This window comes from Synechococcus sp. C9 (assembly GCF_022984075.1).
Taxonomy (GTDB): Bacteria; Cyanobacteriota; Cyanobacteriia; order Gloeomargaritales; family Gloeomargaritaceae; genus Gloeomargarita.
In genome coordinates this window covers 1,900,827-1,927,254 of the sequence record NZ_JALAAD010000001.1, presented here as the reverse complement: position 1 = coordinate 1,927,254, position 26,428 = coordinate 1,900,827, and the positions used below count along the sequence as shown (strand labels likewise).

Annotated in this window: 25 protein-coding genes and 1 riboswitch; of the genes, 9 read left to right on the top strand and 16 right to left on the bottom strand. The window is 56.5% G+C overall.

Annotated features, from left to right (window positions below):
- Window positions 1-8: 8 nt before the first annotated feature.
- From pstS to MLD66_RS09430, 4 genes are all read right to left on the bottom strand, one after another.
- Window positions 9-1,121: a phosphate ABC transporter substrate-binding protein PstS gene (gene pstS / locus MLD66_RS09445; RefSeq protein WP_247217266.1), complete on the bottom strand. Its 1,113-nt coding sequence runs from the start codon at window positions 1,119-1,121 to the stop codon at window positions 9-11.
- A 351-nt stretch (window positions 1,122-1,472) separates the two neighbouring features.
- Window positions 1,473-1,904 carry a SufE family protein gene (locus MLD66_RS09440; RefSeq protein WP_247217264.1) on the bottom strand — a complete coding sequence of 144 codons (432 nt, stop codon included), beginning with the start codon at window positions 1,902-1,904 and terminating at the stop codon, window positions 1,473-1,475.
- Window positions 1,905-2,006: 102 nt separating this feature from the next.
- A complete protein-coding gene (locus MLD66_RS09435) occupies window positions 2,007-3,143 on the bottom strand; it encodes a glycosyltransferase family 61 protein (RefSeq protein WP_247217262.1) in 1,137 nt (378 codons plus the stop codon).
- A gap of 44 nt (window positions 3,144-3,187) precedes the next feature.
- The gene (locus MLD66_RS09430; protein WP_247217260.1) at window positions 3,188-3,853 is read right to left on the bottom strand and encodes a rhomboid family intramembrane serine protease; all 666 of its coding nucleotides are present in this window, start codon (window positions 3,851-3,853) and stop codon (window positions 3,188-3,190) included.
- A 127-nt stretch (window positions 3,854-3,980) separates the two neighbouring features.
- On the opposite strand from MLD66_RS09430, the gene MLD66_RS09425 reads away from it, so the two are divergent.
- Window positions 3,981-4,394 carry a hypothetical protein gene (locus tag MLD66_RS09425; RefSeq protein ID WP_247217258.1) on the top strand — a complete coding sequence of 138 codons (414 nt, stop codon included), beginning with the start codon at window positions 3,981-3,983 and terminating at the stop codon, window positions 4,392-4,394.
- Here MLD66_RS09425 and MLD66_RS09420 read toward each other — a convergent pair.
- Genes MLD66_RS09420 through MLD66_RS09410 form a run of 3 tightly spaced genes read right to left on the bottom strand, consistent with a single transcriptional unit; the run spans window position 4,375 to window position 6,241 of the window.
- Window positions 4,375-5,406: an ABC transporter ATP-binding protein gene (locus tag MLD66_RS09420; RefSeq protein WP_247217256.1), complete on the bottom strand. Its 1,032-nt coding sequence runs from the start codon at window positions 5,404-5,406 to the stop codon at window positions 4,375-4,377. The genes MLD66_RS09425 and MLD66_RS09420 overlap by 20 nt on opposite strands.
- Window positions 5,382-6,038: a diacylglycerol/polyprenol kinase family protein gene (locus tag MLD66_RS09415; RefSeq protein WP_247217254.1), complete on the bottom strand. Its 657-nt coding sequence runs from the start codon at window positions 6,036-6,038 to the stop codon at window positions 5,382-5,384. The genes MLD66_RS09420 and MLD66_RS09415 overlap by 25 nt, the downstream gene beginning before the upstream one ends.
- A complete protein-coding gene (locus MLD66_RS09410; RefSeq protein ID WP_247217252.1) occupies window positions 6,029-6,241 on the bottom strand; it encodes an NAD(P)H-quinone oxidoreductase subunit O in 213 nt (70 codons plus the stop codon). The genes MLD66_RS09415 and MLD66_RS09410 overlap by 10 nt, the downstream gene beginning before the upstream one ends.
- Before the next feature lie 232 nt (window positions 6,242-6,473).
- Between MLD66_RS09410 and MLD66_RS09405 the strand changes: the two genes are divergently transcribed.
- From MLD66_RS09405 to MLD66_RS09385, 5 genes are read left to right on the top strand one after another with little or no spacing between them, the layout of a single operon-like run.
- The gene (locus MLD66_RS09405; protein ID WP_247217250.1) at window positions 6,474-9,623 is read left to right on the top strand and encodes an EAL domain-containing protein; all 3,150 of its coding nucleotides are present in this window, start codon (window positions 6,474-6,476) and stop codon (window positions 9,621-9,623) included.
- 48 nt (window positions 9,624-9,671) lie between these two features.
- On the top strand, window positions 9,672-11,030 hold the full coding sequence (locus MLD66_RS09400; RefSeq protein ID WP_247217249.1) for a UDP-glucose/GDP-mannose dehydrogenase family protein: 1,359 nt from the start codon (window positions 9,672-9,674) through the stop codon (window positions 11,028-11,030).
- On the top strand, window positions 11,030-11,965 hold the full coding sequence (locus MLD66_RS09395; RefSeq protein ID WP_247217247.1) for a UDP-glucuronic acid decarboxylase family protein: 936 nt from the start codon (window positions 11,030-11,032) through the stop codon (window positions 11,963-11,965). The genes MLD66_RS09400 and MLD66_RS09395 overlap by 1 nt, the downstream gene beginning before the upstream one ends.
- Entirely contained in the window at window positions 11,959-12,939 is a 981-nt protein-coding gene (galE, locus tag MLD66_RS09390) for a UDP-glucose 4-epimerase GalE (protein WP_247217245.1), read from the top strand. The genes MLD66_RS09395 and galE overlap by 7 nt, the downstream gene beginning before the upstream one ends.
- A 44-nt stretch (window positions 12,940-12,983) precedes the next feature.
- The gene (locus tag MLD66_RS09385) at window positions 12,984-14,153 is read left to right on the top strand and encodes a pentapeptide repeat-containing protein (protein WP_247217243.1); all 1,170 of its coding nucleotides are present in this window, start codon (window positions 12,984-12,986) and stop codon (window positions 14,151-14,153) included.
- A gap of 113 nt (window positions 14,154-14,266) precedes the next feature.
- Here MLD66_RS09385 and MLD66_RS09380 read toward each other — a convergent pair whose 3' ends face one another.
- On the bottom strand, window positions 14,267-14,617 hold the full coding sequence (locus MLD66_RS09380; RefSeq protein WP_247217241.1) for a thioredoxin family protein: 351 nt from the start codon (window positions 14,615-14,617) through the stop codon (window positions 14,267-14,269).
- A gap of 188 nt (window positions 14,618-14,805) precedes the next feature.
- Between MLD66_RS09380 and acs the strand changes: the two genes are divergently transcribed.
- The gene (gene acs, locus MLD66_RS09375; protein WP_247217239.1) at window positions 14,806-16,776 is read left to right on the top strand and encodes an acetate--CoA ligase; all 1,971 of its coding nucleotides are present in this window, start codon (window positions 14,806-14,808) and stop codon (window positions 16,774-16,776) included.
- Here acs and mraY read toward each other — a convergent pair.
- From mraY to MLD66_RS09345, 6 genes are all read right to left on the bottom strand, one after another.
- The gene (gene mraY / locus MLD66_RS09370) at window positions 16,764-17,825 is read right to left on the bottom strand and encodes a phospho-N-acetylmuramoyl-pentapeptide-transferase (RefSeq protein WP_247217237.1); all 1,062 of its coding nucleotides are present in this window, start codon (window positions 17,823-17,825) and stop codon (window positions 16,764-16,766) included. The two genes, acs and mraY, sit on opposite strands and share 13 nt — an antisense overlap.
- A 25-nt stretch (window positions 17,826-17,850) precedes the next feature.
- Window positions 17,851-18,150 carry a DUF3134 family protein gene (locus tag MLD66_RS09365; RefSeq protein ID WP_247217236.1) on the bottom strand — a complete coding sequence of 100 codons (300 nt, stop codon included), beginning with the start codon at window positions 18,148-18,150 and terminating at the stop codon, window positions 17,851-17,853.
- A gap of 336 nt (window positions 18,151-18,486) precedes the next feature.
- Window positions 18,487-19,317 carry an ABC transporter ATP-binding protein gene (locus tag MLD66_RS09360; RefSeq protein ID WP_247217234.1) on the bottom strand — a complete coding sequence of 277 codons (831 nt, stop codon included), beginning with the start codon at window positions 19,315-19,317 and terminating at the stop codon, window positions 18,487-18,489.
- A complete protein-coding gene (cbiQ, locus tag MLD66_RS09355) occupies window positions 19,314-20,102 on the bottom strand; it encodes a cobalt ECF transporter T component CbiQ (protein ID WP_247217232.1) in 789 nt (262 codons plus the stop codon). The genes MLD66_RS09360 and cbiQ overlap by 4 nt, the downstream gene beginning before the upstream one ends.
- A 33-nt stretch (window positions 20,103-20,135) precedes the next feature.
- Window positions 20,136-20,447 (bottom strand): energy-coupling factor ABC transporter substrate-binding protein, encoded by a 312-nt coding sequence (locus MLD66_RS09350; protein ID WP_247217230.1) that lies wholly within the window; start codon window positions 20,445-20,447, stop codon window positions 20,136-20,138.
- 5 nt (window positions 20,448-20,452) lie between these two features.
- Window positions 20,453-21,211, bottom strand: a complete 759-nt coding sequence (locus MLD66_RS09345; protein ID WP_247217228.1) for an energy-coupling factor ABC transporter permease — start codon at window positions 21,209-21,211, stop codon at window positions 20,453-20,455.
- 22 nt (window positions 21,212-21,233) lie between these two features.
- Window positions 21,234-21,378, bottom strand: a riboswitch (cobalamin riboswitch).
- A gap of 310 nt (window positions 21,379-21,688) precedes the next feature.
- On the opposite strand from MLD66_RS09345, the gene MLD66_RS09340 reads away from it, so the two are divergent.
- The gene (locus MLD66_RS09340; RefSeq protein ID WP_247217226.1) at window positions 21,689-22,180 is read left to right on the top strand and encodes a hypothetical protein; all 492 of its coding nucleotides are present in this window, start codon (window positions 21,689-21,691) and stop codon (window positions 22,178-22,180) included.
- A 299-nt stretch (window positions 22,181-22,479) separates the two neighbouring features.
- Here the strand turns inward: MLD66_RS09340 and MLD66_RS09335 are convergent, their stop codons facing one another.
- Together MLD66_RS09335 and MLD66_RS09330 are read right to left on the bottom strand one after the other, a co-directional pair.
- On the bottom strand, window positions 22,480-24,075 hold the full coding sequence (locus MLD66_RS09335; protein ID WP_247217224.1) for a TolC family protein: 1,596 nt from the start codon (window positions 24,073-24,075) through the stop codon (window positions 22,480-22,482).
- A gap of 74 nt (window positions 24,076-24,149) precedes the next feature.
- The gene (locus tag MLD66_RS09330) at window positions 24,150-25,667 is read right to left on the bottom strand and encodes a serine/threonine-protein kinase (protein ID WP_247217222.1); all 1,518 of its coding nucleotides are present in this window, start codon (window positions 25,665-25,667) and stop codon (window positions 24,150-24,152) included.
- A 166-nt stretch (window positions 25,668-25,833) separates the two neighbouring features.
- On the opposite strand from MLD66_RS09330, the gene MLD66_RS09325 reads away from it, so the two are divergent.
- Entirely contained in the window at window positions 25,834-26,394 is a 561-nt protein-coding gene (locus MLD66_RS09325) for a DUF2808 domain-containing protein (protein ID WP_247217220.1), read from the top strand.
- Window positions 26,395-26,428 lie beyond the last annotated feature (34 nt).

Genomic DNA, 26,428 nt, shown 5'->3' with positions numbered 1-26,428 from the left:
TCCTTTTCCTAATCCTTCAGGGTGATCGTGTACTTGTCACTCATGGTATCAGCCGCCTTGGCAATCCGCTCCCGCACCACCTTGGGCAGAGGGATATATCCCAATTCCGGCGCCGCTTTTTGACCTTCATTCAGTCCATACTCAACCCAAACTTCTAACCCCACCGCCTTATTGGCATCCGGTTGCTTTTGGTACTGCAACTGCCAGGTGTAGGTGACAATCGGGTAGGACTCTTTCCCTTCCGGGTCGCTGATAAATGCCCGCAGATTTTCCGGCAGTGCCCCCGCCGCTAAGGTTGCCGCTCCCGATTCCGGTGTGGGAATCACATACTCGCCAGCCTTATTTTGTAACGCCGCCGTCGTCAGCTTATTGTTGCGGGCAAAGCCAAATTCCACATAGCCAATGGCACCCGGCGTTTGTTGAATCTGCGCCGTCACCCCTTCATTGCCCTTGGCACCGACAAAACTCCCCGTTTTCGGCCACTGAATCGTCGTCCCTTCCCCAAAGGCTTTTTGCCACGCCGGGCTAATCGCACTCAGGTGCTTGGTAAACACCGCCGTCGTCCCACTGCCATCGGAACGATGCACCACCGTAATCCCCTGATCCGGCAAGGTCACCCCCGGATTCAACGCCACAATTTTCGGGTCATTCCAGCGGCGAATTTGACCACTGAAAATCCCCACATACACGTCTCGGCTCAGCTTCAGCCCCTCCGGCACCCCCGGCAAATTGTAGGTCAAAACGATACTGCCCGCCGTCATGGGCAACATCAACACCCCCCGCTGCACCTTGGGAATATCCTCATCCTTCATGGCAATATCACTGGCGGCAAAATCCACATTCCCTTGGATAAAATTCTCAATCCCCGCGCCGCTCCCCTGGGACTGGTAATCCACCCGGATATTGCTGTGCATTCGGTTCAACCCCACCGCCCAGTTCTGGTACAAAGGTGCCGGGAAGGAAGCCCCCAGACCCGTCAGACTCACCTCACCAGTAATGGGTAACTTAGAACCCTCTGGTGGTTGCCCCCCAAAATCACAAGCCGTTGTCAACCCCGCCACCAAGAGGAAAAGGGTCACAAAACTCATCCACCGCCGAGCCAAGCCGAACCGCTTGAGCATAATCCACTCCTCAACTTTTTGCAGGCATAGTACAAACAAACACAGTACAAATCAAAAATCCAAAGCCAAACGTTACCGCTTGGTGGGATGAAAACCGTCAACCAGCTTTCAAAGGCAACTTAACACGTTCAGGTAAAGAAAAGGTTATGGCGGTGCCATCGTTGGCGTTAGGGCATCTGTATTTATTTAAGCCAACCCATAGCCTGCGTGGCGTAGCCATCAATTTCATCGTTGGCATACCCATAGTACCCAGAACCCAAGGGTGCTACGACCGCTAACTTTGTTTGAATTGATAGAGGTGCCCTTTCGTTTCCGATTCATCTCCCACCGGGGTTTTTCCCTTCACGCCGCCTAATCCAGGTACGCCATCACTTGTTTTTTCAAAAAATTCACCATACTGATAAAGCCGTTGTTGCGGGACGGGGTGAGGCTCACATCCAACCCGGTGAGTTGAATAAAATCCGGCGACAGGGCGATAATCTCCTGCGGGGTCGCTCCCCCCAAACCCAGCACCAGCATTGCCAACAACCCCTTGACCAACTGGGAATCCGCATCGCCGCTGATCTGCACCTTGCCCTGCGCATCCAAATCCGTCACCAACCACACCTGGGAGGTACAGCCCTGCACCTGATTGGCGGGAATTTTGGCACTTATGGGCAGGGGGGGCACCTGCTGGGCATAGCGAATCAGCAATTCGTATTTCATCCGGGCGGGGTTCGCCCGTTGCAAGCGTTCCACAATTTTGGTCAGGGGAGCGGGCAAATGGGTTAGGGATTCAGGCATAACCTAACAGTAAATGAAGGAATAAACGACCCATATTCTATTCTATCGAGTCCACTGGTGTCGCACCATCTTCCCAGGGCATAAAACAGGCTAAAAAGGGTCTCAAGATTCCAAATGTTCTACGGCTTGTTGAAATTGTTTGAGATTGAGCACCGTATCATCCTGGGGTAAGGGGGGGGAATGGAGGGAAAGTAAATAATAATAATCCACACCAACCTGACTGGCTAACACCCAATAATAACTGGGAATAGACTCACTGGGAAATATCTCTAGCACCCGTGCCCCCGCTGGACACCAAGCGATATTCGTCAACCCAGCCCCATGCAATCCAATCACATATTTAGCTTGGGAAAATAAGCTCACTTGCTCTAGGAAACTCAAATCCTCTAACCAACAGGGGACATACCCCAAAGGGGTGAGGTAATCTAAAATTTCTGCTTCGTTTAAGACACGTCTGCGACTGGCTTTAGAACGACTGATATAAATCTTTTCAATTTTAGTTGCTGTGGTATCTCGGTGGGATAGAAATGTCTCTCTTAAAAAATCAATGCGCCAGCGGTATTGTGCCCGGGGAAATTGGGGCATGACCACCAGCGGACTGGCTAAGGTGAAATAATGATGGGTATAAATTATTTGGGAGGGGCTAATGCCGAGTATATCTAACGTGATGGCTAAGTTTGAACTCGGTTCATCCACCAAAAAGGAGTCAATTTTCGACCAAATATGCCCATGTTTTAACAGATGAATCCGGGGTAGTACATCCGTCAACCAATGGTAATAATTCATGCCACCCCCGCCAATGCCCAATACGGCAATCGTTTTTTCAGTAGGAATTGGCTTGGGAAATTTGCGATAGCAGGCTTCATTCTGTTCAGGCTGGTTTGCCCATTGTCGGGAGGAATCATGAATCACCTTGCCATCATGAGCAATTACACTGCCCACCGACTGCCGACCACTTAATACTTTAGCCTTGGGAATGCTGACCCAATAACTTTCCGGCATGGTAACAGTTGTCCAGTAAAAAGCCCCATGCGGTTGGGGATAAATGGAACGGGGAACCGGGTAATATTCCTGATAGGTGGACCAGTAGGGGTAATAGCACAAACCTGGTAGCCCCTCCTGCTGGTAATGTTGATAATAATCCCAGGCACTTGACCAATACCCTTGCGCCGGAATGTTACCGATCAGGGGGGTTAGTAATTTACGCCAACTGCGCTGAATTTTATCACCTAATTTCATCAAAGTTTGGAGAATATTTTACGGATAGATTATGGATAAATTGATCATTGATTTGCCAAATCCTTCGGTTGATTTTTTCCCAAAAGGTAAGCGGTGCCAATTCCCAAAATAAAACCGATAAGATGTCCCCACCAGGCCACCCGTGGGTCCTGCGGTAATACGCCCCAAATAAATCCCCCATAATTCACCAAGACAAATACGGAAATCACTAGGGGAATGATCCGTCGTTCCTGCCAGCCAATCCATAGTAAATAACCAAACAATGTATAAACAACACCACTTAACCCATGCACTGGCTTGGGGCCAAGCAACCAACAGCAAAAACCACCCCCTAGCCAGCCCACTAAAAGGGTAATCCAATAGTCTCGAAAACTTTGGATTAAGATTAACCAACTGAAGATCATAAAGGGAATACTATTGGCGATTAAATGGGCAAAATCCGCATGGGAAAAAGCAGAAAAGATAATACCAGGGATACCCACCACCCGCCGGGGAATAAGGGGCAGGTTCCACCGTCCGGCAAAGGCAATTTGGTCAATGATCTGTTGCCCCCAAGCAATAGCTAAAAAATACAAAGGGATGGCAAACCGATGGGAAATGGGGCGTTCTTGTACTGGCGAAGCATCAGGACTGACACGGGCGGGTTGGGATGAGAGTTCTCGCTCCAACTTACGAAGCTTGGCTTGAATTTTGGGGTCGGGTTCGCTCATGAATTTTTAGCAATATCTGCCCAGGGGGTTATTAAATTAAGTTAATGCTAATCCAGGAGTTAGGGAAACCGCAATCCCAAGGGAATTAAAATTAAATTACTATTGCCTCGCCGTAATTAAATGCGCCATGCCCAAGGCTTTACTCTGGTCGTTGATTTCCGGGGGGGTATGTCTGGTGTTGGGCATTCTGATTGTCTTGGTATGGGGACAGCGCCGCCCTACTGCTGACCAGCGTTTGACCTTTTCCCCTAGCCCAACGCCGAGTCCAGTCGTGACCGACCCTACGGTGCCCGTGGCAGGCAGGGGTGGGGTTGTCGCTGGGGTGCCGCCACAGCCGCCCGTCCAACCGCCGATTACCCGGGCAGGGGTAGCTTTGGTCTTTGATCCACCCTCGAATGTGCGGGCTTTTCCCAATGGCCAAATTATTTGCGCGGTGCGGGAAAAAATGATGATTAACCTGTACGAACGCCAGGGGTCATGGCACCAAACCGATGTGTGCGGGCCCATGGGGTGGATTCACGTCAGCCAATTACAGTTTTAAGTTCTAAGCGTTGGCCGGTCTGGGGGTGGAAGTAATAACAATGGCTGGCCGGTAGCAGTAGTCCCACCGATTCCCCAACGGTGGGCAGGGTCTGGGTTTTGACCCACAGACTGACGGCTTCCAACTGCACCTGCACCAGGGTGACATCCCCTAGGGGTTCGACGACGGTGACCTGCCCCCGGCGCATTCCCGCTTCTGGGGTGGTGATGCGGATGGCTTCCGGGCGGATGCCGATGGTGACATCGGGGGGACCATTGGGCAAAAACCAGGCGGGCAGGAAGTTCATGGGGGGATTGCCCAGAAAAGAGGCGACGATTTGATTAGCCGGTTGATGGTACAAGGTCTGGGGGGTGCCCACCTGCTGTACCCGTCCCTGGTGCATGATGACCAGTTGCTCCGCCAGGGTCATGGCCTCGGTTTGGTCGTGGGTGACGTAGAGGGTGGTGATTTTTAACTGCTGATGCAGGCGTTTCAATTCTGCCCGGGTCTGATCCCGCAGGCGGCTGTCCAGATTCGACAGGGGTTCATCCATCAAAAATACCTGGGGGGAACGCACGATCGCCCGCCCCAAGGCCACCCGCTGTTGTTGACCGCCGGAGAGTTGCCCCGGTTTTTGCCCCAGTAAGGGGGTTAACCCCAACAATTCCGCCACCCACTGCACCCGCTGTTGGCGCACCGCCGGGGGCACCCCCCGCATTTTCAAGCCAAAGGCGAGATTCTCCGCCACGCTCAGGTGGGGATAGAGGGCGTAGTTTTGAAACACCATCGCCACATCCCGCTCCCGGGCCGGTACCTGGTTCACACACCGTTCCCCCAGCCACAACCGCCCCTCCTGCACCGGCAATAACCCCGCCACGGTGCGGAGCAAGGTGGATTTACCGCACCCGGAAGGCCCCATCAACACCCAAAATTCCCCGTCGGGAATCCGCAGGGACACCTCTGCCACCGCCACCTGCCGCCCAAACCGTTGCGTCACCTGCTCTAGCGTTACCCCGGCCATACCTGTTGCCACCAAAACGCCACTGCCGCCGTCCCCACCGGCACCGTGAGATTGTCTAAGCCGTAGTAGGAAAAAATCTCCAGCACCGCCGCCACCCCCGCCACCACCAGCACCAGGGGTGTCCAGCCCAAGACACAGCCCGCCACCAGCCCCGCCACCCCCGCCATCGTCAGGGAACCCTCCCAGGTTTTGTGAATTCCCAGCAAGGCGTAGGGGTGTTTGCCCCAGCGTTGCCCGACCACGGCGGCCAGACCATCCCCCCAGACCATGATTAGAATGCCCAGGACGGTGTACTGATAATGGGCGTGGGGCCAAAACCAGGCCATGAGTATGCCAATACTGACCGCATAAAAAAACGTCCCGGCACTGCGGCGGTTGACGCTATCAATCCCCGGCAAAAGGGGCACCCAGTAGGAAATCAAGGTCACCACTGCCGCCAAAATCGCCGCCCCTACCCCCATCCAGGTGGGTACCCGCCACCACCAGGCCAGCAAAATCACATTCCCGGTACCAATGTGGACAATTTTGCGAACGGTCTCCGGGGCAACCGTGGTTCTCTGCGCCACCACGCCAGCTATCGTCAGCACCAGTGCCAACCAGGCAGTTACCCCCCCGACGGCCAGCAGGGTCGGGTCTAGGTGCATTCCTCGACCTGATCCAACCGCAACCACACGGGCGGGGTCGGCACCCGGAATTTCAGCTGTACATAGTTGCCCCGGATGTCCAGCACTTCCGCCGGGGATTCAAAGATGTAGGCGGACCAGCGGGTATCATTCGCCTGGGCTTCCAGACTATTTTCCAGGCGTTCCCGTTGCACCCGTACCAACCCGCCTTTTTTGATGGCCATGCGTCTTACTCCTTTGGGGCTGTTGATTATTAATAGTATTAATAGTAATTAAAATTTACCCAAAAAGTCACGCCAGCGGGGAAGCGGCCAGCAAGCCAAAAAATGCGGCGTTGGGCTAGGATAGGCATAAAGGAACCTTAGATGTCCAATATAAATGTCTAATTTCAGACAATTTTCCCATGCTGACCATGTTTAACAATGCTTCTCTGCCTCACGGTCACGGACAAACACGATGAATGGGGGGGAAACCATTTTTCAAAAAGTCTTGCACGGGTTGCCCTATCCCTTGGTCTGGATCGAGCAGAAAGCCGACGGTACCTATGATGTTCAGAGCCTGAATCCGGCTTGGGAAAAGATTAGCGGGCAGGAGGAGTCCCCCCTAGTGGCAATGGCGGCGGACTGTCTGCGCTCCCAAACCCCCCAGGCGCAAGCCTGTTTCTGGCAGGGGCAACCCTATTGGGTGGAATGTACCCCGGTATCGGCAACGACGGCGGTGGGGGTGTGGCTCCCGATGGTGGCGGGGGCGGGGGTGGATGAGGCACCGGTTTTGATCTGGTTGGCGGATACCCAGGGGCACGTCACCTATGTGAACCGGCAGTGGACGGTGATGACGGGTTGGCCGGTGGCGCAGGCGTTGGGGCACAACTGGTTTGACCTGGTGCATCCGGAGGAACGGGCGACGGTCACGGCGGTTTATCAGCAGGCGGTGCGGGATGGGGTGCCCTACCAGGTGGATTTTCGGGTGCGTTGTGCGGACAACACCGACCTCTGGCTGGAGTGTATGGGCTACCCCCAACGCCATCCCCAGGGGCAAGTCATGGGGTTAATTGGGGCCTGTGGGGACATTACCAAGCGCAAACAGGCGGAACAGCTTACCCAAATCCAGGATTCCGCCAGCCAATTTTTGGTGAAACTCAGCACGGAAATCTTAGAATCCCTCGAGGTGGAACCGGTGATGCAATGTGCGGTGACCAAACTCCAGCAGTTGTTGGGGGCGGATCGGGTGGCGATTACACCGGTGCGGGCGGATGGGTCGGTCTATTTTGCCGTGGAAGCCCTGAGTGACCCCCAATTCCAGATGCTCCACACCCAAATTCAGGATCATTGTTTTACGGCACAGTACCTGGAACGCTATCGCCGGGGGCGGGTGTTAGCCATTGCGGATGTGGCGACGGCACCGCTGGAAGCCTGTCACCGGGAGCTATTGCAACGGTTTGGCGTCCAAGCCAATTTGGTTTTGCCGATCCGCCATCGGGAATCCCTGTGGGGTCTGCTCATCCTGCACCACTGCACCCGTCCCCATATTTGGCAACAGGGGGAAATTGACCTAGCCCAGCAGGTGGCCAATTACCTGGGGTTGGCCTTGCACCGGACGGAGTTGGTGGAACGGTTGTGCCAACAGGAAGCCCGCTACCGGGAGATTGTGGACGCCCAAACCGAACTCATCTGTCGCCATGACCCCCAGGGACGCTTGACCTTTGCCAATCCGGCGCTATGCCGTTATCTGGGACAGCCGGCCACGGAAGTGCTCCAACGCTCCCGGCAGGAATTGGGCTTGGCGGTGCGGAAACAGCCCCTGCGCCGGGGGAACGGGGAACTGGGCTGGGTGGAATGGCAAGCCCAGGAAATTCTCAACGACCGGGGCGAATTGGTAGAAATGCAGTGGGTCGGTCGGGATGTCACCCAGGCGCACCAAGTCCAGCAACAGTTGCAGTTGATGGAAGCGGTGGTGGTCTGTGCCAACGATGGCATTGTCATTACCCAGGGACAGCAGGTGATCTACGCCAATCCCACCTTTTTGGCGATGACCGGCTATGGCTGGGAGGAAATTCAACAGTTGGGGTTGGGGGAATTGTGTGGCGAAAAAACCGACCTCACCCAGTGGGAATATCTGCAACATTCCCGCCAACAGGGGGCTTCAGTGCGTACCGAATTGGTGCTGTATAACAAACACCATCAGGATTTTTGGGTGGAATTGACGGTGTTATCCCTGTCCAGTTCGGCGGCCCGGACCGATGAATGGGTGTGGGTGTACCGGGACATCACGGCCCGCAAACGGATGGAAGCCCGTCTGCTCCACGATGCCCTGCACGATGCCCTCACGGGTCTGCCCAACCGGAATTTTTTGATGGACCGTCTGCACCAGGTACACCAGCGGGCCGTGCGGGCGGGGACGTACTACGCCGTGCTGTTTGCGGATTTAGACCGATTCAAATTGGTCAATGACAGCCTGGGGCATTCGGTGGGGGATGAAATGCTCCGGCAGGTGGCCAACCGGTTGCAGTCCCAAATGCGGCCAGGGGATATGCTGGCACGGTTGGGGGGGGATGAATTTGTGGTTTTGCTCGAGCCGGTGACGGGGGTGGCGGAGGCGGTACAGGTGGCTCAGCGACTTTTGGAGGCATTACAAAACCCGTTGTGGGTGCAGGGGCAGGAGTTGGTGGTCAGCACCAGTATTGGCGTGTGTGTGAATGACGACCCGGACTATGACCCCGCCGATATTCTCCGCAATGCGGATATTGCCATGTACCGGGTGAAACTGGTGGGACGCTGTGGGGTGGAGGTATTCCGCCCGGGGATGCACGCCCAGATCAAGGGACAGTTGGAACTGGAAACGGCCCTCAGGCAGGGTTTGGCGCAACAGGAATTGGTCTTGCACTACCAGCCGGTGGTGGATGTACAGCGGGGCAGTATTGTTGGGTTTGAAGCCCTGGTGCGCTGGCAACGGCCAGGGGTGGGGTTGGTGTCCCCGGGGGTATTTATCCCGGTGGCGGAGGAGTCGGAGTTGATTCACCCCTTGAGCCAGTGGGTAATGCAGACGGCCTGCGCCCAGTTAGCCGAATGGCGGCAGGTACAACCGGATTTGACCCTGGCGGTGAATGTGTCGGGTCGCTCGTTCCGCCGGGCCGAGGCATGGGTGGCGCAGGTGCGGGAAGTCCTGCAGCAATGGCATTTGCCCCCCCAGGCGTTGGTGCTGGAGGTGACGGAGGGGGTGTTGATGGCCGACCCGCAGACGGTGGGGCAGGCGTTGAATGCCTTACGTCAGGAGGGGGTGCAGGTGAGTATTGATGATTTTGGCACCGGTTATTCCTCCCTTGCCCGGTTGCAGGGGTTGCCGGTGGATTGCCTGAAAATTGACCGCTCGTTTATCCAACAGCTTACCCAGGGGGGGGATTTGGTGCGGGCGATTGTCACCCTGGCCTTGACCCTGGACAAGGAGGTGGTGGCGGAGGGCATCGAAACCCAGGAACAATTGGCACTCCTACGCAGTTTCAGCCCCCAAACCAGGATTTACGGCCAGGGGTATTGGTTTGCACCCCCCTTACCGGCGGCGGCGGCCACGGCCCTCCTGCACCAACCCGGGCGTTGGCACGCACCGTGAGCGACCCCTTGGCGATTAAAATAAGGAAATCCTTGGCGAGGGGCTGGCGTGCAGGTTGCCATCATCGGTACGGGCTATGTCGGGTTGACCACGGGGGTGGCTCTAGCCTACTTAGGGCATCAGGTGGTGGGGTTGGATGTGGATGGGGAGAAAGTCGCCCGCCTGCAACGGGGGGAAATTCCCATCTATGAACCCCATCTGGCGGAATTACTGCAACTGGCCCGCCCCAACATCACCTTTACCACCGACTATGCCACGGCCATTCCCCCGGCCCAGGTGGTGTTTATTGCCGTCGGTACCCCGTCCCTCCCGGATGGCAATCCCGATTTGACCTACGTGCGCCAGGCCGCCCAGGGGGTGGGGTGGCATTTGGGGCAGGCGTTTACCGTGATTGTGAATAAGTCCACCGTGCCCATCGGCAGTGGCAACTGGGTGGAAACCCTGATCGAAGAAGCCCTGAAAACCCGTACCAATCCTGCCGTGCGGTTTGCGGTGGCTTCTAACCCGGAATTTTTGCGGGAAGGCTCTGCCCTGCACGACACCCTCTACCCTGACCGGGTGGTCCTCGGCACCCAAAACCCCCAAGCCCTGGAAGTGCTCTATACGTTGTACCAACCAATTCTGGAACAAACCTTTACCCCGCCCAGTTTTTTGCCCCGACCGGTGGATGTGGCGGCGGTGCCTCTGATCACGGCGGATTTGACCTCGGCGGAATTGATTAAATATGCGGCCAATGCGTTTTTGGCGTTGAAAATCAGTTTCATCAATGAAATGGCGCAGTTGGCGGAACGGGTGGGGGCGGATGTGACCCAAATTGCCCGGGGGATTGGCTTGGATAAACGGATTGGCAGTCAGTTTTTGCAGGCGGGGATCGGCTGGGGGGGGTCCTGTTTTGGCAAGGACACGGCGGCGCTGATTGCCACGGCCCGGGATTACGGGTTGGGGATGGGGATTGTCCAGGCCAGCCGGTTGGTGAATGCCCAGCAACGACAGTGGGTGGTGGAAAAACTCCTACACACCCTGAAAATTCTCAAAGGCCGCCGGATTGGCCTGTTGGGATTGGCGTTTAAGCCCCACACGGACGACCTGCGGGATGCCCCGGCTCTGGACATTGCCCAGCAGTTGTTAGAACGGGGGGTGGGGGTGCGGGTGCATGACCCGGTGGCCTTACCCCGGGCGCAACGGGAATGGCCCAAGCTGGAGGTGCAGTACTGCGAAGCGGTGGAGACCCTCGCCCAGGACTGCGATGGGTTGGTGTTGGTGACGGATTGGCCCCAATATCGGAATTTGCCCTGGGAGCATTTGGCCACCCTGATGCGCTCCCCCCTGCTGTTGGATGGGCGGAATTTTTTGGACCGGGAACGCTTGCGGCGGGCGGGCTTTACCTACGTGGGGCTGGGACGCTGATGGGGGGCACGGTACTGCTCACCGGGGCGGCAGGGTTTGTGGGCAGTCACCTCACGGATCGCCTGGTGCGGGAGGGCTATCGGGTGATTGCGGTGGACAATTGCAGTACGGGTTCCTGGGACAATTTAGCCCATTGGGACAACCATCCCCAGGTGCAAAAAATTCAACACGATGTCATTACCCCATTGGCGGTGACGGAACCCTTGGATTGGGTGATGCACTTTGCCAGCCCGGCTTCTCCGCCCAAGTATCTGGGGTTGCCCTTGGCGACGTTGCGGGTGAACAGTGAGGGCACCTATCACCTGCTGGAGTTGGCTCGGCAGCAGGGGGCGCAGTTTTTTTTAGCCAGCACCAGCGAAATCTATGGCGACCCGTTGGAGCATCCCCAGCGGGAGGACTACTGGGGTCATGTGAACTGTACGGGTCCCCGCAGTGTCTATGACGAGGCAAAACGCTATGCGGAAGCAATTACATTAGCGTTTCATCGGCAGTACGGTTTAGCAGTACGGATTATTCGCATTTTCAATACGCATGGTCCCCGGATGGACCCCGACGACGGGCGGGTGGTGACCAATTTTATCCAGCAGGCGTTGCGGGGGGAACCCCTGACGATTTATGGGGACGGCAGTCAGACCCGCAGTTTTCAATATATTGATGATTTGATCGAGGGCATTGTGCGGTTGATGGGGGTGAACTATCCCTACCCGGTGAATTTGGGCAACCCCGAGGAGTTGACCGTATTGGCTTTGGCGCAGGTGATTCAGGAATTGACCGGCACCCAATCCCCGATTCACTTTTGCCCCTTGCCCCAGGATGACCCGAAACAACGGCGACCGGACATTACCCTCGCCCGCACCAAACTGGATTGGTACCCCCGGGTGGATTTGCGTACCGGGTTGAGGCACACGATTGCGGATTTACAGCGGCGATGTTGATTCTTGTGACCGGCGGGGCGGGCTATATCGGGAGCCACACCTGCAAAGCCCTGGCGCAGGCGGGTTTAACCCCCCTTGTGCTGGATAATTTTAGTACAGGACACCCCTGGGCAGTGCAATGGGGGGAAGCCCTCACCGGCGATCTAGCCGACCGGGAATGGCTACAGGCGGTGTTCCAAAACTACGACATTCAAGCGGTGATCCATTGTGCCGCCAGCATCGAAGCCGGGGAATCCATGCAGTACCCTGCTAAGTATTATCGTAATAATTTTGTCAATACGTTAAATCTTTTGGAAGCGATGGTGTCCAGCGGGGTAAAGACCTGTATTTTTTCCTCCACCTGTGCGATTTATGGGGAACCCCAGTGGTTGCCCTTGACCGAAAACCACCCCCAAAACCCGGTCAATCCCTACGGGGAATCGAAGCGGGCGATTGAACGGGCGCTCCATTGGTTCAGCCACGCCTATGGGTTGCGCTATGGGGCACTGCGGTATTTCAATGCCGCCGGTGCGGATTTAGATGGGGCGTTGGGGGAGTGCCACGACCCGGAAACCCATTTGATTCCCCGGATTTTGTTTTCCCTGTTGGGGGGGGAACCGGTGCCGATTTTTGGTACGGATTACGATACCCCGGATGGGACGGCGGTGCGGGATTTTATCCATGTCACGGATTTGGCGCAGGCGCATGTACGGGCTTTGGACCATGTGCAAAATCAGCAGGCGAATCTCACGGTCAATTTGGGCACGGGGCGGGGCTATTCGGTGCGGCAGGTGATTACTACGGTGGAGCAGGTGACGGGGCAACGGGTGCCGGTGCGGGAGATGGGGCGGCGACCGGGGGATGCGCCCATGTTGGTGGCGGATGTGAGTTTGGCAAAAGCGTTATTCAATTGGCAACCCCAGTATTCTGACCTGCCCACCATCGTGGAAACCGCCTGGCATTGGCACCGTAAGACCTATGCTAAGGTTGAATGATTGAGCCATGCCTGCCGTAACGATTCATTCCACCCTGGCAACCCATGACCGAGATGTCCTATTCCCCGCCGGTTAAATCTTCCCGTTTCCCCTTTCGCAAATGGTTCAAAAAAGCCCAAGTTCCCCTCACCTTGGGAACGGTCGCCCTGCTGATGGTGGCGATTTTGGCGGGGTGGTATTGGTTGGCGGGCTTGGTGACCCTATTGTCCATTCTGTTGACTATCGAACTTTTTTGGGACTCCTTACGGGAGATTTTCCAAGTCGTCCATCCCGAGGAATCTTCGTTTTTCCTGGGGGGCGTAACCCTGTTTACCGGGTTTGTGGGTTTCCTGGTCTGGCTCTGGGGGCGGGGGGGACTGCGGATTGATTGGAATGTTGCCTCGGCTTTGGGGGACAGTTTGGGGGCGGTGGGGCAAATTTTGGTGGCGTTGGTAGCCGCCGTGATTTCCTGGCAACAGTATGTGATTTCCAAGGTATTAACCGAGCAACAAAACCGCATTACCCAACAGCAGACGATTGATGCCTATTTCCAGGGCATTTCGGAATTAGCACTGGATGAAGATGGGTTTTTAGAAGATTGGCCCCAGGAGCGGATGATTGCGGAGGGACGGACGGCGGCCCTACTCAGCAGTGTCAACGCCGAAGGGAAAGCCAAGGTGGTGCGGTTTTTGTCCATGGCGAAGTTGCTCACGCCCCTCAAACGGGATCAACGGCTAGGGCGACCGATTTTGGATGGGAATGGTCTCTACCAGGAGGATCGGGAGTTTGGGGAGCGGGTGATTGACCTGGAAAATATGCTGTCCGAGGCGGATTTGAGTGGTACGGATTTGCGCCGGGTGGACTTTAGTAAGGCGGATTTGAGCGGCACCAATTTTAGCAATTGCAATCTCACCCGCACCAACTTCGCCATGAGCAACCTCCAGGGTGCCAAATTCACCGGTGCCAATCTCCAGGGGGCAATTTTCTTCTACGGGGAGCCGGAAAAATTGGATTACGCCAGCCCCTACCAGCCCTGGACGAATGGGGAACGCCCCAACTTCCAGACCGGCGAATTTACTGGGGCGATTGTGGAAGATGCGGATTTCACCGGCGTTTACAACCTATCGGCGGAACAACGGTTTTACCTCTGCTCCTGGGGGGGGACACGCACCCGCAATACCATCCCCGGCGGTTGTCAGGGCATCCCCAGCAAATTGTACCGGGCGGAGGGGTAAGGTGCGGCTAAGAGCAGGGAGTTGAAAAAATTCATCCCCAGGAGGCGAAAATTCCCAAGTGGGGAACCTGGGGAGCATCATCTTGGTAACTGCCGGACTCGGTGCATGAATCCCTAAACCGAAGCCACCTTAGGCAGGGTCAAAACCGTCTGTACAGCTTGGTGCAATTGCTGGTACAGTTGATCCCGAGTTTGGAAGGTTTCCAAGCGATGCTGGACTTGCCCATCCCGAATCACCAGCAACGTCGGCAACATCCGCAGGCGGTAACGGTTCGCCAAATGCAAACTCTCATCCGCATTCACCGTAAAGACCCGCATCTGTGACCCGTACTGCTCTTGTAATTGAGTCAGCAGGGGTTCAATCAACCGGCACAGACCGCACCAAGGGGCGGAAAAATGCACAATCACCGGTACGGTCGCCTGTAAAACCTGGGGGGTAAAGTCAGCTTCTGAAATGAGTTTCACGGTAGAAATCCTAATGGGCGTTTGTAAAGTGTTTTTATGATAACAGGTCAGGGATCAGAGGGCTAGGGGTGGGGATCGCCGAAAATTAAAATTTTTCCTAATGGCAATGATGATTAAATCTTTTGTACTAACAGAGCCTATCCCCAAAGTGCGATATCATATTACAAACATGGGCGAAACCGGTAGCGATGAGCGACATCCTGATTGAATCCGTATTACACGAACAGCGGCAATTTCCACCCCCGGATGGGTTCCGTGCCCAGGCGAGGATTGCATCTTTAGAACAATATCAGCAGTTGTGCGAGCAATTTCAACGTGATCCCCAGGGTTTTTGGGGAGGGCTGGCGGAGCGGGAATTGCACTGGTTTCGGCGGTGGGAACAGGTGTTGGACTGGCAACCGCCCCAGGTGCGTTGGTTTGTGGGTGGGCAGATTAATTTATCCTACAACTGTTTAGACCGGCATCTGGACACCCCCCGTCGCACGAAACCGGCAATCATCTGGCAGGGGGAACCGGGGGAGGTGCGGGTGATTACCTATGAACAATTGCATCACGATGTCTGTCAGATGGCGAATGCCCTCAAAGCCCTGGGGGTGCAACGGGGCGACCGGGTGGGGATTTATTTGCCCATGATTCCCGAGGCGGCGATGGCGATGTTGGCCTGTGCCCGGATTGGGGCGGCGCATACGGTAGTCTTTGGGGGCTTTAGTGCCCAGGCGTTGCAGGAACGGTTGCGGGCGGCGCAGGCGAAGGTGGTGGTGACGGCGGACGGGGGGTGGCGCAAGGGGGCGGTGGTACCCCTCAAACCCCAGGTGGATCAGGCGTTGGCGGCTGGGCAGGTGCCTTCGGTACAGCGGGTGTTGGTGGTGCAACGGGCGGGGGATTGCCCGATGACCGCCGGACGGGATGTCTGGTGGCATGAACTCCAACCCCAGATGTCCCCGGATTGTCCCGCCACAGCCCTGGATAGCGAAGAGATGCTGTTTATTCTCTATACTTCGGGAACGACGGGGAAACCCAAGGGTATTGTTCATACAACCGCAGGATATAATTTGTACACCCACATGACGACCCAATGGGTGTTTGACCTGCGGGAAGAGGATGTGTATTGGTGTACGGCGGATGTGGGTTGGATCACGGGGCATAGTTATGTGGTGTATGGTCCCCTGTCCAATGGGGCGACGACCCTGATGTACGAGGGGGCACCCCATGCGGGGAATCCCGGCTGTTTTTGGGATGTGATCCAAACCCATAAGGTATCCATTTTTTACACGGCACCGACGGCGATTCGGTCATTTATCAAGATGGGGGATGAACATCCAAAGGCACGGGATTTATCCAGCCTGCGGTTGCTGGGTACAGTGGGGGAACCGATTAACCCGGAAGCCTGGATGTGGTACCACCGGGTGATTGGGGGTGAACGTTGTCCGATTGTGGATACCTGGTGGCAGACGGAAACCGGCGGGATTATGATTGCGCCTTTACCAGGAGCCACGCCCACCAAACCGGGTTCCGTGACCTTACCGTTGCCGGGGATTCAGGCGCAGGTGGTGGACAGGCGGGGGGAACGGGTGCCGGTCAACCAGGGGGGGTATTTGGTAGTCACCCACCCCTGGCCGGGGATGATGCGGACGGTGTATCAGGATGCGGAACGGTTTCGCCGCACCTACTGGGAGCAAATTCCCCCCCGCAATGGGCAGTATTTTTATTTTGCCGGGGATGGGGCACGCCGGGATGAGGATGGCTACTTTTGGGTGATGGGGCGGGTGGATGATGTGATCAACGTGGCGGGTCATCGCTTGGGGACGATGGAAATCGAATCGGCGTTGGTGTCCCATCCGGCGGTGGCGGAAGCGGCGGTGGTGGGGCGACCGGACGAGATCAAAGGGGAAGCGGTGGTGGCGTTTGTCACCCTAGAAAGCCATTACCAACCCAGCGATGCCCTCAAGCAGGAATTGCTCGACCACGTTGTCAAAGAAATCGGTGCCATTGCCCGTCCCAGTAGTCTGCAATTTACGGATGTACTGCCCAAAACCCGCTCCGGGAAAATCATGCGCCGGTTACTGCGGGCTTTGGCGGCGGGGGAATCCCCCAAGGGCGACATTTCCACTCTGGAGGATCAGGGAGTCCTGGAAGCCCTGCGGGATCAGCCCCAGTAGTGTCCCCACAGCCACCCCCCCCACAGGATCGCTTCAATCCCCCAAAAGCAGGCGACAATCTGGGTTTCCGACCAGCCGCTCAGTTCCAGGTGGTGGTGATAAGGGGTCATTTTGAACAGGCGTTTGCCCACCCCATCGGGTCCCTTAGTGGCTTTGAAATAAAAGACCTGCGCCATCACCGTCAGGGTTTCCCACACAAACAGCAAACTCAGGATCAGCAGTAACCACAACTGTTGGGTGACAATGCCAATCCCCGCCAGTGCCCCCCCCAGCGCCAGGGAACCCGTATCCCCCATGAACACCCGGGCGGGATGGTGATTATGCACCAAAAACCCCAGACAGGCACCCGCCATCGCCACCGCAAACACACTCACATCCGGCTGGGTACCAGCACCGGCGACCCCCAACCCCGTCAAAGCCACCGCACAGGTTCCCGCCGCCAGACCATCCAACCCATCGGTCAAATTCACCGCATTGCTCTGCGCCACCGGCACAAACCCCGCCAGCACCCAAAACCCCAGCCCCAGATTGAGGGTGATTTCCCAGGGCAGGGCAATGGTCGTGGGCGTTGTCCCCTGCCACCACAGCCAAAGGGTAAACCCCACCGCCGCCAGGATTTGCAAAGCCAATTTCCCCTTGGGAGCCAAGCCCTGATTGGACTGCGCCTGCAAAATCAACCAGTCATCCAACGCCCCAATCGCCCCGCAAGCCAAGGTCAAAGCCATCACCGCCCACAGATGCGCCGATACCCCTTGCGGTTGGATGAGTAAAACGAACAGCGTCACCACCAGCGCCACCGGCAGGAAAAAAATGCCCCCCATCGTGGGCGTACCCGCTTTTTTGAGATGCGCTTGGGGTCCCTCCCGGCGAATGATCTGCCCCATTTTCAACCGGCGCAACCAGGGCAGAACCAAAGCTCCCATCCCCGCCGCCCCCCCCGTTGCCAACCCCAGGGTTAACAGTAGCCAAGGCGCATTGGGGGCAAACCATCCCAGGGCGAGGACGAGACCCGCCGCCAATCCTATGACCAACCAGGCAGGGGCACTCATGGACAGGGATTAGGGGCGAAACAACCTAATAATCATCGCCCTCGTCCTCTGCCAACTCATCCCCCAATTCATCTTCGTCGTACAAATCCACCTCATCGGCGGTAAAGTCATCAATCGCTTCCCCGTCCTCATCGTAGAGGGAACGGTAATCCTGCACCGGGTTGACATCCATCCGCCCGGTCGCCTCCAGCCAATTCACAATCGAAGCGTTGGCAGGGGTGGGGATCAAGCCCGCCGGTTCATTGATCGGCGTTTCCCGCAGGGTGGGAATCACAATCGGCGTATCCGCCAAGGGGTTTAATGCCCCAGATTCGGGGTTGGTCATGGTTGGAAAGGTTACGAAAGCCACCCTTAATCATAACAAAAAAATTAGGCAGGCACCTCTGAGAACCAGAACTGCGACCCTTGATGTTCCAACCATAAAATTTGAAACTTGTACTCACATTTCGATTTAAGGGATATTGCCATAGTGCCTATAGGAAACCTTGACTTATTTAAACCAATCATCAATCCCATCCTGGGAATGCCCCTATTCCCCACAACAAAGGATGGGGTTGCCCCCCTGGGACCGCCAATTTGCAATTTAGAGAGGTGCCCTATAAGTAGCCCACAAGTAAAAGTTTCCCCCAAAACATTGAGCAACCTCAATTCAACCTAAAATTTAGGACTGCCAGCACTGTTGCCAAGCGGTCAGGGTTTTCGGTGGCACCCGACCCCCCCGCCAAACCGCCGGGAGCGCCTCCCACGCCGCCAACAGGGTCGGCAATGCTAGAGGGTAAGCCGCCAAAAGTTCCCGATTAGCCCAAAACCGTTCCGCCGGCTCCGCCAGTACCACCCGCCCCGCCTCCAAAAGAATCACCCAATCCGCCCAGGCGTAGGCCAAATCCAAATCCTGGGTCGCCATCACCAGCGTTGTCCCTTGGGCGTGAATCCGTGCCAGGTGTTGCAGGAGGGTTTGGGTTTGCGGGTCATCCAGATAGGTGGTCGGTTCGTCCAACAGGAGCAATTCCGGCTCAAGCGCCATCACCCCCGCCAGCGCCACCCGGCGTTTTTGCCCCAAACTGAGATGATGCAAAGGGACGTGCGCCAAATCCTCTAAATCAAAATCCGTCAAGGTTCGGGTCAAACGATCCAAAACCGTAGAACGGTCGAACCCCAAATTGCACAGACCATAGGAAATATCCTCCGCCACCGTCGCCGCCACCAGTTGGTGTTCCGGGTTTTGCAACGTCAGCCCAATCCGCCGTCGCCATTCCCAAGCCAAATGCCCGCCCCGGGGTAAGGGACTGTCCCGCCAGATAATCACCCCCTGCTGTACCGGATATAAGCCCGCCGCCACCAGCAAAAGGGTGGACTTGCCACAGCCATTCCGCCCCAAAATCACCGTTTTTTGCCCCGCCGGAATCGCCACATCCACCTGCCGTAAACAGGGTTCAGAAGTGCCCGGATAGGTGTAGGTCACGGCGTGCAATGTCAGTAAAGCACCATTCACACCCCGACCCAACGTAAGTACAATTCCCCCGTCAGCAAGGCGACAACACCCACCAGCACCTCCCATTCATAACGGCGGCAACGGCGATAGGTGGCAAACGATTCCACCCGCAGAGACCCGGCAAACCCCCGGGCGGCCAGCCCCAGGCGAAACCCCTGATACCGCTGCAACGACCGCACCACCAACTGACTGGTCAACAACCCCAGACTGTACATCCTGCGTCGCCAGTGCCGGTCACCCCCCCGTGCCCGTTGCGCCAGTTGCATCTGCACCAGTTCCTCCAACGCCAGAAAAATAAAGCGGTACATCAGCAGTAAAATATCCAGCAAAATAGCGGGCAATCGCCAACCCCGCAAAACCTGGAGCAATTCCGCAAAGGGCACCGTCAGCAGGAGAAACAGCAGACACACCCCCGTTGCCAAACCCCGCAGACCAATGCCCAAGGCGAGGGTCATCCCCGCCCCACTCAGGGAAACCCACCAGGCACCGACGGCAACGCCAGGGGTAGGCACAGCCGATGTCATGGGCGCAACCTCCACCACCAGAGCGGGTAGACTCGCTAACCAAAACAGCACCATTCCCCCCACCAACGACCCATAAACCGCCAGGGGAATCCCCGCCGCCCCCAGAATCCAACGGCTCATCCACAGCCCAATCACCCCTTGGGTCACCGGCTGTCCCACCAATGCCAGGGTGAGCATCCCCAGGGCAAACCCCACCTTCTGCGTCGGCGGCAGGGGTCTCAGGGCATTGGTATAGGCATAAACATCCAGATGATGGTGCATCCCGGTTCATCCGCCTTAAGCCCAGGGCGAGCCTTAATGTTGCTCATCCCGAGCGGACGCACTGCGCCCCTGATACCGCCCCAGGACATAGCCGATCACCCCGGCCCCCAACCCCGCCTGCACCGCAAACAGCAGGGACTCCAGTTCCCCACTGGCCGGTTCCAAAACCGGGTTCACCCAGGGCTGGTAATCCGGTCGCATCGCCTCAATCGCCTCCGTAGCCGCACCATCTGCCCCCTCAAACGCCCCATTCCGGGTAATGACCAACGGCAGTACCGCCAGCCCTACCACCCCCGCCAGCAATAGCCAATTTAGCCCGGTCATGGATTTGGAAGAATTCTGCATCGCCCTCACGCTCCTTCTTTGAGTAACGCCAACGACTCCAACTCCGGTCGGCTATAGGTCTGGAGCCAATTCCACACCAGCACCGTCAGCAGACCCTCACTCACCGCCAAAGGCACCTGGGTGATGGCAAAAATCGTGGCAAATTTGGCAAAAGCGGCACCAACTCCCCCTGTTACCGCCGGGAATGCCAGTGCCAACTGCCAAGACGTGACCACATAGGTCATCAAATCCGCCAGCGCCGCCGCCAAAAAAACCGCCACCGTTTGCCGCCGGGTCATCCGCATCACCCCCTGATACACCCCATAGGCCACCAACGGCCCCACCACCGCCATCGAAACCCCATTCGCCCCCAAGGTGGTCAGCCCCCCGTGCGCCAACAGCAACGCCTGGAACAGCAACACCAGCCCCCCCAGCACCGACATCACCCCAGGGCCAAACAGGATCGCCCCCAGCCCCGTCCCCGTCGGATGGGAACAACTCCCCGTCACCGAAGGCAATTTCAACGCCGACAACACAAACGTAAACGCCCCAGCCAAAGCCAACAACAACTTGGCCTCGGGAAATTCACGGGTGATGCGCCTCAAGGCAAAAAATCCCCAGACCAAAAACGGCAAAAAAACCACCCACCAAAAAATCGCCCAGGCAGGGGGCAAATACCCCTCCATAATGTGCATCGCCTGTGCCGGTTGTGCCGCCCCAACCACCCAATACACACCCAACCCAGCCAACAGAGCCAGCCGGGAACGCCGCAATATCTGGAACATCAATCCGTACCTCGCAGATTGGTCTATGTTGTCAACCGGCGGCGGGCATCCTGACTTAGAGGCACCAAACCTCATCACAGTTGCGGGACAGTGACGGATTCACACCGTGCTTTCCCCTTCACATCCGTTGGCTGTTCCCCAACGAAACCGACGGCTAGATTTATAGCTTACAATACTATTCTTTCCCCAGATCAATTCTCATGTAAATAATAATTAAGGGCACCTCTATGTATTTGCATTACTAGAAGATTATTTCGCCGGAATACCCATACTCATGGCTACGCTACGCAGGCTATCCAAAACCAAGGACGGGGGTGACCCCGATTATCAACTGGATTAAGATTATTATAAACCTTGGAACCCCATGATTCAGACCATATTCAGTTAAGATTAAGATAAAATATCTAACGTTTATAGGGTGTTGGTTTGCTAGAGCTTATGAAGACTTCCCATTCTATTTTGACCGGCATAGTAACCATGACTATCGTGTTATTCCTGCAAGGCAGTCCTGGGCTGACCCGTCCGTTTCGCTCTGTCCAAGAACATTTCCTGGGAATTCCCGCCCCCCTCTTGCCCTTGGGTTCTACTGAAAACCGTCAGCGTTATTTGCATTATGCCACCGTGGATGTTCCGAATGGTTATATTCGCTATCAAGCCAGCGATAATCCCCAACAGTTTGAGTTTGCTATTTTCCGCAAAAATAATGGGCAATATTTAGCGGCGTATAGCGTGCCCTATGACCCGGTTTCTTTCCCAGAACAACCCGGTTTATCCCAGTTAATTTTGTTGGACTATCGTCAGGGACAATGGCGAAATGTGACCCGGGAATTGTTACCCGTACCTTTTGATCCCACCCTAACCTACCAATTACCCAGAGTGGGACGGGACATTATTGTGGTAAATCGCCGCAACCAAAAGCTCTACCGTTTGCGTTGGCAAAATGACCGGTTTGTGCGCCTGGGAATTTAGGTTTTGTGCCCTGTAGGTAAACCATAATAGAATTAAATTGTCCAATCTTAGCACGCCCTTTTGGGGATTAATTTAGTTATAGCAATCCTAAATGAAAATGGAATAGGGGTTCCGTATTTGGTTCTGGAACATTAGAATTAGAATCCAGTGGCGACCCCCCGGAAGTTCAAAAAATTGAGGCGGAATCCCAACAACTGCAAACCCCAGGGGTGGAATTGGGTGCCCCGACCTTACTGCAATTACCCATACAAAAAGGGAACGTGGGTTCTGACCCTGCGGATGCGTTTTGACCTTTGACGTTAAGGGGAATTGGTAGGCAGTTCCGGCGGAGGGGCAAAATTAAACGGCGCATTCCCCACCGCTCGCTCCAAAGCCGCCAACGCCCGGTTGTAACCCAATACGGCGGTCACCAAATTTCCCTGGGCTTGGGTGAGGGCATTTTCCTGGTTGATCACATCGGTTTGGGTGCCCACCCCCGCCTGGAAGCGCAGACGTGCCAGCCGTAAACTTTCATTCGCCTGTTCTAGGGCAAGGGCGGCGGTTTTGATATTGGTCTGATTTGCCCGCAGGTCACTAAACGCCTGCTCCACTTGGAAGCGCACCTGGTTACGGACATTAGCGTAGTTAATATCCGCCACGGCGATGTTCGCCTCCGCTTGCCGTGCCCCCGCAAAGGCTGCCCCCCCATCAAACAGGCTAAACCGCAACTGCACACCGAACACATAGCCCTGCCCAAAACCGCCCTGCTCCAAACCCGTCGGGCTTTCATAAAAACGCAGGTAGTCCGTCTGGGCAAAGAGGCTCAAATTAGGGCGAATCCCGGAGAGCGCCAACTCCCGCTGTGCCTGCTGGAACCGCCGTTGGGAGAGTTGGGTGACCAATTCCGGGCGCTGTTGCCACCCCAAAATAATGCTTTGATCCAAGGGAATCGTCCATTCCCCCGCCGTTTCAATCGGGTCGGAAGCGGTCACGGTCACCTGATTCCCCAGGCTGAGAATTTGTACCAAATTTCGCTGAGCCACCTGCTGATCCCGCTGGGCATTCACCAATTGTTGCTGGGCATTCGCCAACTGCACCTGGGCTTGCAGGACGGCAAACTGGGTCCCCACCCCCGCCCGCAATTGCGCCTCCGCATCCCGCAAACTCACCTGTGCATTCCGCACCGCCGACTGACCGATGTTGACCTGGGCATCCGCATTTTGCAAGTCGTAGTAGGCTCTCGCCACATTCAACTGCAACTCCTGCGCCACCTGCACCCCATTCAGGATCGCTTGCCGCAGTTGTTCCTGGGCTTGTTGAATCCGGGCACCCCGTTGCCCCCCCGTATAGATGTTGTAATTCAAGCGTAAGGTGCCATCCCAGGTCAGGGAAGGGCCATCGTTGCCCCCACCCCCCACCAAACGGGCGAGGGGATTTTGAGCGGCGTTGATCCGGGCAACCCGGGCGGAAATTTCCGCTTGCGCCGACTCACTGCGCTGAAAATTGGACTGGAACTCCAGGGTGGGAAACAAAGCGGCCTGGGCTTGGCGTAACCCGGCGCGGGCGGCTTCAATCTGGGCCCGGGCGGCCTGTAACTGCCGGTTGGTTTGGGCCGCCAGTTCCAGGGCTTGGCGCAAACTCAGGGCCTGGTCGGTTTTGATCTCCACCTGGGTTGGCTCGGTAGGCGTATCGAGGGGGTTTGCCGCCGGTAAAACTGGGGCTAACAGGGGCGGTAAATTGCGAAAATCCTGACTGCCAGGGGAATTGGGGGGTACGGGGGTCACCGGTGGTAGGTTGGGTAATCCCGGCACCTCCCCAGGGGGGTTCGTTTCTGCTATCCCCGGAGGCAGGACTCCGTAGGCGATTCCCACTGCCACCATGCCAGACAGCCACCAGCGTACCGGATTCCACTTCATGCCGCTGTACCCTCACACCATTCCCACCATACCCCCTGGCTTCATTTTTTGACAATTCGGGAGTGCCTCGGCTCCTAAAGCGGCCACCAGTTGCCCCGTTTGATACCCACAGGCAGTTTGGTTGCCCAGTTGGTACGTGCCCCCGCCAGTTGGTCCTCGGCGACCAAAGCCCCCTCCAAATTCGCCCCGCACAGGTTGGCATCCCGGAGGTTGGCATTGCGGAGATAGGCTTCGGTTAAATCCGCATTCCGCAAATCGGCACCCTGGAGGTTGGCAAAACTGAGATAAGCCTTGTGTAAATTCGCCTTTTGCAGATTCGCCCCCTGCAAATTCGCCCGCCCCAAATTCGCCTCTTCCAAAATACTTTCCCGCAAATTCGCCTTGCTCAAAATCGCTTCCGTCAGGATACAGCCCACCATCGTTTCCCCCTGGAGGTCATACTCCCGAAAGTCCTGACCCGCAAAATCTTTTCTGCCCCGGCGCAGGGCATCTTTCAAGCGACTGGGGGTGAGTTTGCCGCTGTCGGTTTCCCCGCTTTCCAGGTTGAGGGCACGGGCTTTGCGGGCACGAATCGCCGCCGCCAACCGACTGGCTTGACTGTCCCCACTCGTGGCTTCGGGGGGGGTGGGCAGGGGCGCAGGGGGGGTGGTTTTTTGGGTGCGTAACCCCTGGGATAGGTTGGTGTAATGGGGTTCCAAATCCAGGGCACGCATCACGGCACCGGCGGTGGCATAGCGCTGTTTGAGGGAAACCGCCAGCATCCGGTCCAACACCTGGGCAAAGGCATCACTCACCCGCACGTACTGCCGCCACCGGATTTCCCCGGTTTGGGGGTCAATTTCCAATTCCTTGGGGGATTTGCCCGTGAGTAGGTAGAGGCAGGTGCCGCCCAACGCATAAATATCGCTGGCATAGACCGGGCGCATGGACAACTGTTCCGGGGGCGCATACCCCGCCGTGCCAATGGCAAATTGGGTCAGTTCCCCCTCCGCCCCACTGGGGATTTGTCCCACCTGTTTTACCGCCCCAAAGTCAATCAAAATCAATTCCCCGTCCGCTTTGCGGCGCATGATATTGGCGGGTTTAATATCCCGGTGGATGGTGCCATGCTCGTGAATGTACTGCAAAACCGGGAGCATCTGCCGTAGAAACAGCTTGACCGAACCCTCCTCATAGGGGCCATTTTCCCGCACCTCCGCCTGGAGGGTTTTCCCATCCACAAACTCCTGCACCATGTAGAAATGGGGCGGCTCGGCAAAATAATCCCGCAAACTCGCCAACCGGGGATGGTTCCCCAACCGCCCTAAAATTTCTGCCTCCCGCTCAAATAATTCCTTCGCCATCTGGTACACATGGTCATCGGGGTTGTCCACCGGCGGGCGCAGTTGTTTGATCACGCACAAGGGCTTACCCGGGAGATTTTCCTCCACGGCGGCAAAGGTGGCACCGAACCCCCCATAGCCCAGACATTTTTTCATCCGATATTCCCGTCCCCGGTGACTGAGGATCAAACGTGACCCACAATTGCCGCAGACCAGGGCACCTTCCGGGTTTTGGGGGCGTGTGCAGGAGGGGTTAAAGCAGTAACTCACCTGGGACCCACAGTTAGGACAGTTTCTTCCACTTTAGTTTATTCTCCCCTGGACAGGATAGGGCAGATACACGGTTAAACTGAAATCCTCAACCGGGAACTTTTTGGGAATGGTACGATCAGGGAATTCGGAATTTGCGGTACCGGCAAACGTCGGGAGTAAAATTATGTTGCGTATGTTGCAAAAATTCATGGTACGCCCAAACGTTTCCCAACGCTTCGCCTGGACGCTCCTGGCGGCGCTGACGGTGGTGAGTAGTGCGGGGGTGGCGGTGGCGCAGGGTTCGGGCTGGACCCTCTGGGGGGGGCCGAAAAAAGAACTGCGCTATTCGGCGGATTCGGGCCGAATTGGGGAATGGGACCGCTATTACCTGAATGTGCCCCGGCAGAGCATTGCGGTGGCGGAGTATTACATCACCTATCCCGAGTACTATCGGGGGGAATTGGACCCCAAGGCGGTGGAGGTGGTGCGGAGCCGTACCCGGGGCAAGGACCAGCAAAAATTCCGGGTGGGGGAAGCGGTCTTGGATAAGGAGAACCGCCTCCTGCGCATTGCCCTGGTTGACCCGGTGCCCGCCGATACGCCGGTGGATATTGTCCTATCCAATGTGAAAAACCCCCGCAACAGTGGGATGTATTTTTTCAATCTACAGGTGTTGAGTCCCGGGGATATTCCCTTGCCCCGGCAGGTGGGAACTTGGGTGATTACCCTGGGGACAGGCAGTTAGGGATGAATTCTGGGCTAAAATAGCCTTTATTTGC